This window comes from Candidatus Cloacimonadaceae bacterium (assembly GCA_030693415.1).
GTDB lineage: Bacteria > Cloacimonadota > Cloacimonadia > Cloacimonadales > Cloacimonadaceae > JAUYAR01.
Window position 1 is genome coordinate 1 of record JAUYAR010000080.1, and the last position, 12,449, is coordinate 12,449.

Genomic DNA, 12,449 nt, shown 5'->3' on the forward strand with positions numbered 1-12,449 from the left:
GGAATTTACCACCCCAATGGTTAACTCATTGCAGGTTAACTATTTGCAGGCACTCCGCAGGATCGGCATCCGGCGCTACCTCCTTAGCATTACGGAGTCAATACGGACTTAGTCCGTAATGAGTCCGTATTGATTCCGTAAAGCAAAGGGGGAAGATGCCGGATTTTATAGGTGAGATTTGAGATGAGTTCCCACCCTTCCACCTTTCCACCAATTCTCTTCTTGACAAGAATCTGCCCCGCGAAAAGGATGATCCCTAAACGAAGCTGTCTGCTTCTGCCTTAATGCCAATGTGCACGTAAGGCTATGATAGTAATAACATTATGATTTGAATCATTACTGTGAAGCAGGCGGAACGAGATGTTCCGCCTTTTTCATTTCCGGTAAGAAGGAGGTTCTTATAATCCGGATTAAACGTGGAAAGGCACGAACCAAAGAGGTGGTGCCAAAAGAACGGATCAACAATCAGATCTCGGCGAGCAACGTGCGTCTGATCGGTGCCGATGGCAGACAGATCGGAGTGGTTTCGCTGCGTGAGGCTTTGCGCCGGGCAGAAGAGACGGAGCTCGATCTGGTGGAGATTTCTCCCAATATCGATCCTCCGGTTTGCCGTATTCTGGACTTTAGTAAGTACTATTTCCAAAAGGAAAAGAAAGCTAAGGAAGCCAAAAAGAAACAACACGAAGTGGAAATCAAAGAGATCAAGTTTGGTCCCAATACCGAGGAACACGATTTTAACTTCAAGAAAAACAATGCCGTCAAATTCCTCAAACAGCATAACAAAGTGAAATTCACCGTGCGTTTCAGGGGACGTCAGATGGCGCACAAGGAATTGGGGTACAGGGTATTGGAAAAACTCAAAGCCGATCTGCATTCGATTGCGGACGTCGATGCGGAGCCAGTATCCGATCGCAACCTGCTTTCCATGATCATGAGCCCCAAAAAGGAAATCGACCGCATTCTGGAAAAGCTGAGCAAAACAGAAGAGACGCCGATCCAACCGGAAGCTGAGGTAACGGAAACACCCGCTCCTGACGGCGAACCGACTGAAAATAAATAAACATCCTGGTATCAGGATACATAGATTCCATCAGTCCGCGACCCGGACTGAGGTGTATAATACGCGAAAAAACACAAGGAGATAAAGATGCCTAAGATCAAGACAAACCGTTCCGCAGCAAAGCGGTTCAAGGTTACCGGCTCGGGCAAGATCGTGCGCCACCACGCCAAGAGCGCTCATATCAAAACCAAGAAATCCCCCAAGCTGAAACGCCACTTGCGTGCCAGCGCGATCGTCCGTAAATGCGATGAAGGTAGAATCCGTCGCATGCTTGTATTGTAAAGGAGAATAACGATGCCAAGATCAACTAATAATCCAGCCGCACACCGCAGAAGAAAGAAATATTTGCTCGCAGCCAGAGGCTTCTTTGGCCGCAGAGGAACCATCTATCGCGTTGCCCGTCAGACTGTCGAACGCGGACTCGCCTTTTCCTTTGCTCACCGCAAACAGAAAAAGAGAGTTTTTCGCCGCCTGTGGATCGTCCGTATCAATGCCGCCTGCAGGATCAACGATATGTCCTACAGCAGGTTTATCAACGGCTTGCACAAAGCCAATATCGAGATTAACCGCAAAACCCTCGCCCATCTGGCATGGCACGATAGCGACGCCTTCGCCAAATTGGTGGAAATCGCCAAGGGAATCTGAGCCGACATTTTGTTGCTGACGCGGCAGACGGGATTCGTTTGTTGCTCCAGAAAACGGTGCATCAGTGCATAGCAACCTCGATTAAGAAAAACGGGAGATTTAGTGCAAAGCCAATTGATGGAATTGGTCGCGCGGGCAAAAACCGACATCACCGCCTGCGCAAGCCCAAATGATATACTCAATGTCCGGTCGCAGTATCTGGGTAAGAAAAGCATGCTCAATGGCCTTTTTGCCCGTCTGCGCGAGCTTTCTGCAGAAGAAAGACCCGCCTTTGGACAATTAATCAATGATGCCCGCGTTGAATTGGAAATACTGATCGCCGAGCGGGAAAATCAGATCAAAATCCAAAGCTGGGAAAAGCAAAGCTCCGCACTGCAGATGGATATCACTCTGCCGGGGATAGCAAATGAGCGGGGAGGATTCCATCCGCTCACGATCATCCGCAACCGCATCGACGAAGTCTTTCTCAGCATGGGTTTTGAAATCGCTGAGGGCTTGGATATCGAAGACGAATTCCACAATTTTGACGCGCTGAATACTCCAGAAGACCATCCTTCGCGGAATCTGGCGGATACTTTCTATCTGGACAACGGTAAGCTGCTGCGGACTCAAACCTCCACAGTGCAGATCCGGGTGATGGAAAGCTATCCTCCGCCGATCAGGATCATTTCCGCCGGTAGATGCTACCGCAACGACAAGCCTGATCCCTCGCACTCCCCCGTCTTTCATCAAGTGGAAGCGCTCGTGGTGGATAAAGGCATATCCATGGCGGATCTGCAGGACTCGCTACAGGCTTTTGCAAACATCATGTTTGGCAGCAAGGTGCGCTCCCGTATCAGACCCCATTTCTTTCCTTTCACTGAGCCCAGCGCAGAGATCGATATCAGTTGCGTGAGCTGTCAGGGAACAGGTTGCCGCATCTGCAAACACTCCGGCTGGCTTGAAATGGGTGGTGCCGGCATGGTCGATCCCACCGTGTTCACAACCGTGGGCATCGATCCTGAGATCTATTCCGGATTCGCTTTCGGACTCGGCATCGAACGCATCGCCATGCTCAAGTATAACATTCCGGACATGCGCATCCTGTTTGAAAACGACATCCGCATGCTGCGCCAATTCAGTGGTGAATCGTCATGAAGATATCCTACCGCTGGCTCAGCCAATACATCGATCTGCCGGAAAGCGTCGATGACCTGAAACGATATCTCACTTTCTCCGGCATCGAAGTCGAAGGCATTCAGACCATTCCCGCCCTGCCGGAAAGCGTCGTCTCGGCAAAGGTCGTCAGTGCTGAAAAACTCGAAGGCAGCGATCATCTGATTATCTGCAAGGTCGATGCCGGAAACGGTGCAGAGCCTTATCAGGTGGTTTGCGGCGCGCCCAATTGCCAAAGCGGCATGATCGGCATTCTCGCTCTACCCGGCACTCAACTCAAAGACCTTCTGATCAAGAAAACAAAACTACGCGGAATCGAATCCAGCGGTATGCTCTGTTCGGAAAGAGAATTGGGAATATCGGATAATCATGCCGGTATCATTGAGCTGGCGGAAGATACACCCATCGGCATATCGGTCAATGAGTTATATGATTTTCCGGATAGCATATTCGAGCTCGAGATCACTCCCAACCGCTCCGATCTGTTAGGTTATTTTGGCATTGCCAGAGATCTCTCGGCATCGATGGGCAAGGCTTTGAAGCTTCCCACCCTACCCGATATTCCCACAGAAATATGCGAAACTCAGGGATTGAAACTAATCCTCAAAGAACCTGAACTCTGTCCTCGTTATACCGCGCGTTTGATTTTCAATGTGACGGTCTGCCAATCGCCGCTGTGGTTGAAAAGCTTACTGATTAAATCAGGGCTCAGACCCATCAACAACATCGTCGATATCACCAATTATGTGATGCTCGCGACCGGGCATCCGCTGCACGCCTTTGATTATCATACACTTGCCAAGATGGATGAAACCGATCCCCACCCCGCCATCGTGGTGCGCAAAGCTTTTGTAAACGAACCTTTCGCCGCGCTTGATGGAAAGGACTATATCCTGGAAGGTGACGAACTTGTGATCGCGGATGGAGAGAAAGCTTCAGCCATCGCAGGTGTAGTCGGTGGTCGGGTATCCGCCATCACGGATGAGACGACGGCAATCGTTTTGGAATCCGCTGCTTTTTACCCCGGCTCGATCCGCAAGACGGCATTTAAGCACAAGATTTCCACGGACTCTTCCTATCGTTTTGAGCGTCATCTTTGTGATTTCACGCCTCCGCATGCCGGCGCTATGGCGACAAAGCTCATCCTCGAGCTTGCCGGCGGCGAAGTGATCAATGGGTTATACGACGCCTATCCCAAGCCCTGGCAGCCACAATATCTCGCACTACGCCCTCGCAGATTTGAACAGATTATCGGCTACAAAATGCCTGAGGAGCAGATCCTCATCTATCTGGAAAAGTTGGGCTTGAAGTTCCTGCAATATGGAGATTTCCAAGCTGGGCTGATTCCAGATCCAAGCACTATCTACTGTTTCCACGGCGAAGAGGTCAAAGCGGGAATCACGCAGTTTTCTCCCCGCGACGAATGCGTGCACGCTCTCTATTTCAGCGTTCCGCCCTACCGGGTGGATCTGACTCGGGAGATCGATCTGATCGAAGAACTGACAAGGCTGGACGGCTATGACAAGATTCCGCAAAAGACGCCGGTTTCAATGATCATGGATCGCCATGCCTACCGGATCAGAAAGCTGATCGCCGCTCAATTTCGCGATATTGGCTTTTTCGAGACCGTCAGCTACAGTTTCTTGGATCCGGAACAGCTTGTGCAGCTTGGCTTTGACGAAGAGGAGCTAAAACGGGATCTGATCAGATTGATCAATCCGCAAAGCAGCAATCAAAGTGCCATGCGCATCAGCCTGATCCCGCAACTGCTGAATACTCTGAACTATAACATCAATCACGGCGAGCGCGACCTGAAGCTCATGGAAATGGCAAAACTCTATATCAAAAAGGGCGATTCCCACGAAGAACCCTTCCGGCTGACCGCTCTGCTCACCGGGAAAAACGCTTCCGAACACTGGAATAGCAAAGGCGAAAACAGCGGATTCTATCATGTAAAAGGCATCCTTGAGTCGCTATTTACCGCTTTGCAGCTTGACGATTGCCAGGCTCATCCCGCGGAAAAACTCGCTTACCTGCTTCCGGGAGAAAGCCTTGACTATTATTCCGGTGGTATATTCTGCGCCCGCATGGGCAGAATCAATCCCGCCAGCACCGAGACATTTGGCATCGATACGACCACGCTCAAACAGGATATCTGGCTCATTGACGCAGATGTTGAAAACCTGATTATGCTCACTCGGGACTTGCACCACGAGTTTAAATCGCCGCCAAGGTATCCCGCGGTGGTCAGAGACCTTTCTTTTTTGATTTCAAACGAAGTTTCCTGGCAGGATATCCAAACCGCGATCAAAAAGGTGGATCCGGCTTTGATCCACGGCGTCGGCATATTTGACGAGTATCGCGGAAAGCAGGTTCCCGAAGGGTTTCGCAGCATTTCAATCCATTTATTTATGCAAGACGCAGAAAAAACATTGACAGATGAGCGCGTAGATCAGCTTATTGTCTCAACGGTGAAAGTGCTCCAGGATACCTGGCACATTAAAATGAGGTAAAGAATGGAAAACCAAGCATATAGCTTGCAGGATAAGATACAAAAACTGATCGATCAATATACTCTGGACAAGCAGAAACTGGCTGAATTGGACGAGAAGAACAACCTTCTGACCGAAGAAAACATGCAATTGATCAAACAAATCGACGGCGTGAACTTGAGCCAGGCTCAGATCCAAGAACGCACCCAGCAATTGGATACTCAACTGAAATCCCTGGAAAGCAAATACCTGGAACTTCAGAAGACTCTCAGTGGTTTCGAATTGATCGCCACGGATGCGATCAGCAAGATCGACAACATCTTCCCGGAATTCTCAGAAGCATAAGACCAATGAAATCGGTTGAAGTGGATATATTCGGACGCAGGTTTCGCCTACGCAGCCTCGATCCGGATGAAACATTGCAGATAGCATCAGAGATAGACAAGCAGCTCAACGAACTCAAAGACCTCTATGAGCAGCTCGATTTCACCAAGCTATTGCTGCTGCTGGCACTTCAACAACAAGAAAAAGTCCTGAACCTCGGTCGGAAAAACCAGGAACTCAGTGCCGACCTCGAACGCATGAACCAGATGATTGGAAGGATCATCGGTGAGTGAATATACATTGATACGCCTGCGGAACTCGTGATATGGATTGCAGAAAAGCTATTTAAGAATCGGGAATCGAGCCATGAGTGGCGTGCATGCCGGCTAATTCCGGACACATAAAGCTCACAAGGTAGATGCCCACCTGATGCTTGGCTTTTAACGGACAGGCATACACGGTTACCGCGGGTTTTTCGGTTTGGACAAGGCTCCAAGCCAATTCAAAGATATAAGGAATTGATAGATGAACATCGATCTAAACACGATCATTGTAGCTGCAATCGGTGCCGCGGGGGGATTTGTCCTTGCACTGATCATTTACCTCATCCGCCGCAACAACTCTTTCCGCTTGATCTCACAGGCAAAAGAAATCGCCGAGGAGATCAAAACCTCAGCCAAAAAGGAAACCGAAGCCGCTCGCAAATCCGCCATCCTCGAAGCGAAAGACGATTGGTTCAAACAAAAACGCACCCTGGAAGAGGAGATCAAGGAACGCCAGAGAGAGCTGCGTGCCCAGGAAAAAAAATATAGCGAACGCCTCGGCAGCCTGGACAAGCGGCTGGACTCTCAGGACAAAAAGGAAAACTACCTCAGCGAACAGGAACGCAAGCTAAAAACCAAAGAAGATGAAATTGCAAGCAGGAGTCAGGACGCAGAGCGCATTATATCCGACCAGCGCAAAAAGCTTTCCGAGATCGCCGGTCTGAGCCGCGAAGCAGCGATTCAGATCATGCGTGAGGAGCTGATCGGTCAAGCTCGTCAGGTAGCCGCAAACGATGCCAAGCTCACTATCGAACAGCTCAAACTGGACACTAACAAAAAAGCCGCGGATATCCTCTCCACTGCCATCCAACGCATGGCGGCAGATTATGTTTCCGAGACCACGGTCTCCGTCGTATCCCTGCCTTCAGATGAAATGAAGGGTCGCATCATCGGTCGCGAAGGCAGAAACATCCGCACTTTCGAAAAAGCATCAGGCGTGGATCTGATCATCGACGACACTCCGGAAGCGGTGGTGCTATCCTGCTTCGATCCCGTACGTCGTGAAATCGCACGTCTTGCTTTGGGAAAGCTCATCTCCGATGGCAGAATCCACCCCGGCAGAATCGAGGAAGTCATCTCCAAAACCGGTAAGGAAATGGAGGAAACCCTCGTCAAGATCGGTGAAAAAGCAGTATTGGAAACCAATATCCACAACATCTCTCCAAATCTGATCAAGATTCTTGGACGGCTGAACTACCGAACCAGCTATGGTCAAAACGTTTTGCAGCACTCGATCGAAGCAGCTTGGATCTGTGGAATACTGGCAGCGGAACTGGGTCTCGATCAAGAGATCGCGCGCCGTGCCGGCATGCTTCATGACATCGGCAAAGCAGTCGATCACGAATTTGATGGAACCCATGCCATCATCGGCGCCAACCTTGCACGCAAGAATGGGGAAGGCAAGCTCATTGTAAACGCTATCGAAGCTCATCATGAAGAAGTGGAAGCCACCTCCGTCTATGCCGTTCTGGTACAAGCCTCGGACGCCATTTCCGGCGCCCGTCCCGGTGCACGCAGAGAAATGCTGGAAACCTATATGCAGCGCCTCGCCAAGCTCGAAGAGATCGCCAATTCCGTAAACGGCGTCAATAAATCCTATGCCATCCAAGCAGGAAGGGAGCTGCGCATCATCGTGGAACCGGGCACCATAGAAGATTCCCAGACCTCGCTGCTCGCCACAGAAATCGCCGCTCAGATCGAAAAAGAAGTTCAATACCCAGGTCAGATCAAGGTTACCGTCATTCGCGAAACACGTCAAGTCGCCATGGCAAAATAATGCGCGTTCTCTTCTTTGGTGATATCTTCGGCAAATCCGGAAGAAAGGCGTTTCTGGATGGCATCGGCGCTTTGAAAGAAGAATTTCAACCGGATTTTGTCATCGTCAACGGAGAAAACATCGCCGACGGCAAAGGCTTGACGGAACATACTCTGAAACCCCTGCTTGGCGCCGGAGTCGATGCCATTAGCGGTGGAAACCATCTTTGGGATCGCGCGGAATCGCATGAATATATCCGGGCTACTCCGCGCATCGTCAAACCCTTGAACTATCCGGACGCCACGCCCGGGAACAGCTATCACATAATCAACAAGGCGGATAAGAGTTTGGGATTGATTTGTCTCACCGGACAGATGTTCATGCCTCCATCGGATTCTCCCTTCGCCGCTTTTGACAAGTGGTACGCTCAAAACTCTTTACCCTGCGTTCTTTTGGATTTTCATGCGGAATCTACTGCCGAAAAAAGAGCCCTGGGCTGGCACGTCGATGGCAGAATATCAGCAGTGGTGGGCACTCACACTCACATCCAAACCGCGGACGAAGAGATCCTCCCCGGTGGCACTGCCTACATTACGGACGTTGGCATGACCGGTCCGCACGATAGCGTCATCGGCATCAAAAAGTCTATTATCCTGGAAAAGTTCACGACCTGTGTCCCGATCCGCTATGAAGTTTCCGACCGCGGTTTGCAGATCAACGCCGTCTATATCGAGATCGATGAAGAAAGTGGCAAATCACTGTGCATAAAACGGATCCGCCATCACAGCGAATACCAGAGCCAGGGATGAGCAATATGGAAAAGATATTAAGCGGAAAACCGATCGCCAGCGCGATCAAAACCCATATCAAGACCCTCTGCCACGAGCTGGACATCCACCCCGCGATGCTATTGATCCAAGTGGGCACAGACCCCGCCTCGGATTACTATGTGCAAAGCATCGTCAAAAACGGTGAAAAGCTCGGCTTGGAAATCAGTTTGACAAAGCTGCACGTATCGGTTTCCCAGAGCGAACTGCTCGCCATCATCGAAGCTGCCAATCAGGATCCCTCCATTGACGGCATCATGCTGCAAAAGCCTCTGCCAAAGCACATTGACGACATTGCCGCCGGCATGGCGATCGCTCCGGGAAAAGACATCGACAGCCTGAATCCCGGCAATCTTGGCAAGATACTGCTTGAAACCGACAGCCTGCTGCCAAACACGCCCGCCGCGGTCTATGCCACGTTGAAGTATTACCAAGTTCCCGTTCAGGGGAAACATGTAGTGATCATCGGCAGAAGCAGCATAGTAGGCAAGCCTTTGGCAAACATGCTCTTGTGGAAAAACTCAAACGCCAACGCCACCGTCACCGTCTGCCATAGCAAAAGCGAAAACCTGTCCGGAATCACCCAAAGCGCGGACATCCTGATCGCCGCCATCGGCAAAGCCAATTTCGTTTCTGCGGATATGATAAAAAAAGATGCGATCCTCATTGACGTGGGTATCAACGAGGTTTTCGACGCTTCCGGCAAGCAATCATACGTGGGCGACATCGACTATAACTCCTGTTTCTGCAAGGCTTTGGCTATCACTCCCGTGCCCGGTGGCATCGGAGTGATCACTTCCGCATTATTGATGTATAATCTGCTGAAAACCAGATTGATCAAGCTGAATCAAAATAAAAGTATTGACGATTTTCTAAGGATCATTTTTAGTGATAAATAGAAAGATAAAATGACCGACAATGTTTTGGGAGGAATGATGCAAGTAAAGAGTATCAAGCTCTTAACCCTACTGTTAACAGTAACTTTGGCGCTGCTGATCTTCGGCGGATGCGGAAAGTCCGGCACGAGATTTGCCAATCTCGCACCCACGATCAGCATTACATCCTACGAGGGATTTGATGATAGCGCGCTCCTGGCACCCTATGCCAACACAGTTTTTTTGTTCCAGCAACGTATTTATTGGCATGCCACGGATCCGGACGGCATCATCACAGGTTTTGCATATCGCGTGAAAAACCAAAACGGTGATCCCATAGCCACCCCCGGAAACCACTTTGTGGATATGGACGGCAGCGTCACTCCGCAAAACGTGCTTGATCGTTTCGGCCCCGGTTGGGTGATGCACTACATGCCAGGTGCCGATCAGAGCATTCCGCTTTCCAATCCAGAGGCGCGCCGCTGGGTCTGGACTTCTCAAAAATATGCCCTGATCAATTTCCCCGCTTCCGATGCCAACGGCAATCCGCTCACCCTCGAAAGCACCTTCGAAGTGATCGCCATCGACAACCGCGGCGAAATCACTCCGCTCGATCCAAATTATACAGCGCTGCACAGAAGTGTTGCCTGGCGCAAATTCAACGCCACTTCAGCACGCCCGAAATGTATCCTATCCACCACCAAGGGCAATCCCAACGGAGGCGCCGTCGGTTCGGGCATCAAACTGATGTTTTCGATGAAGGATTATGATCCCTTTATCCCTGAAACCCCCTTCAAGTATGAATTCAGGATGCTTAAGGTGCACCCCACCACCGGAGCCCCCATCGCGGGAACCGAAACAGAGTGGTTCAACACAAGTGGACAATACCGCTTGAGCGAATATCTCCTGACCCGCTATACTACTCCAGCCCTCACCTATGACTTTAACGCAAGCAACACCCTGATCTCCAAAACCAAAATCTTTGCCCGCGTTCAAGACCTTGCCGGGGTCGTGTCCTATGCCGATTCGGCATCGATCAATTTTGCCGTCAAGCCCGGTTTCCGGCCCAAGACCATGATCTATCCCCAGAAACTCTATGCCCTTGGAGACAACCACTTCATCGACTATTCTGATGAATCCACTCCGGAGATCTTTCCCTTCACCATCATCGGCGGAGCACAGAGATTTGCCACTGCGTTTTTCAAGGACATGGAAGGAAACACCACTGCGATCAACAGCAACAACCTCAAGGTCTGGATACGTTGGGGATGGAGAGGTGAATACGGTACCCTGCCAGCCTCCGGAGTGCCCAACCCCACAGATAATCCTTATGATAAAAAACTGGACATGGTGCTTGATCGAGAAACCGGCGCAAACTATTTCAGCGAAATCACCCACTTTGATCTGCGGCTAAACGGAGAGCCCTACAATTTCCCGCCTTATGCCAATAATATCATCACCGATGGCGACGGCAAGCGCTGGATCCGCATCCCGCAGCATTCGCCTCTTGGTCAAACAGTTGTATTGACGTCTCTCATCACTGACACACACACTTTTGAAGTCCGTTGCGTTGACCTCCAGGGCGAAGTCGATCCCATTCCTGCGGTATTTTCATTCACGCTGCATGCCCCGATACCCAAAGCCCAGCGCGAGGGTGTCCTGATTATCGATGACGACTTCCACAACGCTGGCACTTCTCCGGATGCCACCGTAAATGCAAAATACGTGAACATGCTGTCCGATTTTGTGGGAACCAAGACCTTTATCAAGCGCACCACCTCCGTCAACCTCCCAGGAAACACCTACCCCGATGGCAACTCGCGCAATTTTGCCACCAGCGACCTTCAGAAATACAAACTGGTCATCTATCACAACGACAATCCTGACGATACCGGAAACCTGAAGCTCGAAAACGACGGTCTGGTGCTCTATATGCATACCGGTGGAAACGTGCTCATCTCCCACACGGCGAAACTCTCGCAAGTGCTGGAATCTTTTGTGAAGTCAACTCAAAAGACCTTTTTGAGCTACTTCGGAGTTCCATATCGAAGCAATCCCGCAAGTTTCATGAGCGCGGCTCTCCATATTCGTCCCATTTTCCAGAAAGCTGTGGGGCAAAACGCCTATCCGGACGTCAATCTCCAATGGGGTGCGACCGGAACGCCAGAAGCCAGCTTCAATTCGATCGTCAATGCGAGGCAAGGGCTTTCCACGATCACCTTTTTCCCTTTCGCGGAAGCAGCCTCCTATAACTTGAACAGGATCTATAACATGGGATTAAAACCGGTCACGTATCCTGTCTTTCCTCCCTCCCAAGCTGATTTTGACTTGTATAACAACAAGCCCATCGGCATCAGAAGCATCAACACCAACAACCGTTGCTACCTCTTCGGTTTCCCGCTCTCCTATATGCAGGACATGGATACCAAAGCGTTGATGAACAAGATCCTCAGCGAAATAATGTAAACCACAACCTTGACAGATAACGATCCCCGGGTAATTCCGGGGATTTTTTTTGGATGATTTGAAGCCTGTGATTTTGCAAAAGACATGAAAATGCAGAGATTCCAGAGAAGAAAATCGTAGGAAAGGCAGAGGAGATTACAAAGATTTTATTCAACCTCTGAGGGGCGAAATGGGATCAGACGAGGACATCCGACCCTACAGCGAAACTGACAAAAGGTGTGGAATAATCATGGAGCGCCTCCTCATGGAATGCCGACGTCCCCGTCGGCAACAGTAGTCACGGTTTTATGACATATCAATATATAAACTGTATAACAAATATAGATATCTAAAGATTCAAGGATTTTATGAGAGTAAGTAAGACATATTTGTCCACTTTAGGTGCTCGCATGAGCATGATTATACAATGGTTTAGGCTTATCGTTACAGTATATATACTTGCATCTACTCAGCTGTGAGTAATCATCCGCAGCACCCTATTCTCCAAAGTGCTCGGATAAAACCATAGAATGTGCCATGCAGCCCC

General features: G+C 50.0%; 11 protein-coding genes. All 11 read left to right on the forward strand.

Annotated elements, in window-relative coordinates:
- The first annotated feature begins 442 nt into the window (after positions 1-442).
- The 11 genes from infC to Q8M98_04930 all read left to right on the forward strand — a co-directional run bounded on the left by infC (position 443) and on the right by Q8M98_04930 (position 11,923).
- On the forward strand, positions 443-1,060 hold the full coding sequence (gene infC / locus Q8M98_04880; GenBank protein ID MDP3114095.1) for a translation initiation factor IF-3: 618 nt from the start codon (positions 443-445) through the stop codon (positions 1,058-1,060).
- Between the two features lie 87 nt (positions 1,061-1,147).
- Positions 1,148-1,342, forward strand: coding sequence for a 50S ribosomal protein L35 (gene rpmI, locus Q8M98_04885; GenBank protein MDP3114096.1), 195 nt, complete (start codon positions 1,148-1,150; stop codon positions 1,340-1,342).
- 12 nt (positions 1,343-1,354) lie between these two features.
- Complete coding sequence (gene rplT / locus Q8M98_04890) at positions 1,355-1,705, forward strand: 50S ribosomal protein L20 (protein MDP3114097.1); 351 nt, start codon at positions 1,355-1,357, stop codon at positions 1,703-1,705.
- A gap of 102 nt (positions 1,706-1,807) precedes the next feature.
- Positions 1,808-2,842: a phenylalanine--tRNA ligase subunit alpha gene (gene pheS / locus Q8M98_04895; GenBank protein ID MDP3114098.1), complete on the forward strand. Its 1,035-nt coding sequence runs from the start codon at positions 1,808-1,810 to the stop codon at positions 2,840-2,842.
- The gene (pheT, locus tag Q8M98_04900; GenBank protein ID MDP3114099.1) at positions 2,839-5,373 is read left to right on the forward strand and encodes a phenylalanine--tRNA ligase subunit beta; all 2,535 of its coding nucleotides are present in this window, start codon (positions 2,839-2,841) and stop codon (positions 5,371-5,373) included. The genes pheS and pheT overlap by 4 nt, the downstream gene beginning before the upstream one ends.
- 3 nt (positions 5,374-5,376) lie before the next feature.
- Positions 5,377-5,697, forward strand: coding sequence for a hypothetical protein (locus Q8M98_04905; protein ID MDP3114100.1), 321 nt, complete (start codon positions 5,377-5,379; stop codon positions 5,695-5,697).
- 5 nt (positions 5,698-5,702) lie between these two features.
- Positions 5,703-5,969: a cell division protein ZapA gene (zapA, locus tag Q8M98_04910; protein ID MDP3114101.1), complete on the forward strand. Its 267-nt coding sequence runs from the start codon at positions 5,703-5,705 to the stop codon at positions 5,967-5,969.
- A 232-nt stretch (positions 5,970-6,201) separates the two neighbouring features.
- Positions 6,202-7,776 carry a ribonuclease Y gene (gene rny, locus Q8M98_04915; GenBank protein MDP3114102.1) on the forward strand — a complete coding sequence of 525 codons (1,575 nt, stop codon included), beginning with the start codon at positions 6,202-6,204 and terminating at the stop codon, positions 7,774-7,776.
- Positions 7,776-8,564: a TIGR00282 family metallophosphoesterase gene (locus Q8M98_04920; protein MDP3114103.1), complete on the forward strand. Its 789-nt coding sequence runs from the start codon at positions 7,776-7,778 to the stop codon at positions 8,562-8,564. The genes rny and Q8M98_04920 overlap by 1 nt, the downstream gene beginning before the upstream one ends.
- 5 nt (positions 8,565-8,569) lie before the next feature.
- The gene (locus Q8M98_04925) at positions 8,570-9,481 is read left to right on the forward strand and encodes a bifunctional 5,10-methylenetetrahydrofolate dehydrogenase/5,10-methenyltetrahydrofolate cyclohydrolase (GenBank protein ID MDP3114104.1); all 912 of its coding nucleotides are present in this window, start codon (positions 8,570-8,572) and stop codon (positions 9,479-9,481) included.
- Positions 9,482-9,517: 36 nt separating this feature from the next.
- On the forward strand, positions 9,518-11,923 hold the full coding sequence (locus Q8M98_04930; protein ID MDP3114105.1) for a hypothetical protein: 2,406 nt from the start codon (positions 9,518-9,520) through the stop codon (positions 11,921-11,923).
- Positions 11,924-12,449 lie beyond the last annotated feature (526 nt).

Coding starts and splice junctions, on each gene's coding strand:
- rpmI (MDP3114096.1), top strand. CDS start 1,148: ATGCCTAAGATCAAGACAAACCGTTCCGCAGCAAAGCGGTTCAAGGTT.
- rplT (MDP3114097.1), top strand. CDS start 1,355: ATGCCAAGATCAACTAATAATCCAGCCGCACACCGCAGAAGAAAGAAA.
- pheT (MDP3114099.1), top strand. CDS start 2,839: ATGAAGATATCCTACCGCTGGCTCAGCCAATACATCGATCTGCCGGAA.
- Q8M98_04905 (MDP3114100.1), top strand. CDS start 5,377: ATGGAAAACCAAGCATATAGCTTGCAGGATAAGATACAAAAACTGATC.
- zapA (MDP3114101.1), top strand. CDS start 5,703: ATGAAATCGGTTGAAGTGGATATATTCGGACGCAGGTTTCGCCTACGC.
- rny (MDP3114102.1), top strand. CDS start 6,202: ATGAACATCGATCTAAACACGATCATTGTAGCTGCAATCGGTGCCGCG.
- Q8M98_04920 (MDP3114103.1), top strand. CDS start 7,776: ATGCGCGTTCTCTTCTTTGGTGATATCTTCGGCAAATCCGGAAGAAAG.
- Q8M98_04925 (MDP3114104.1), top strand. CDS start 8,570: ATGGAAAAGATATTAAGCGGAAAACCGATCGCCAGCGCGATCAAAACC.
- Q8M98_04930 (MDP3114105.1), top strand. CDS start 9,518: ATGCAAGTAAAGAGTATCAAGCTCTTAACCCTACTGTTAACAGTAACT.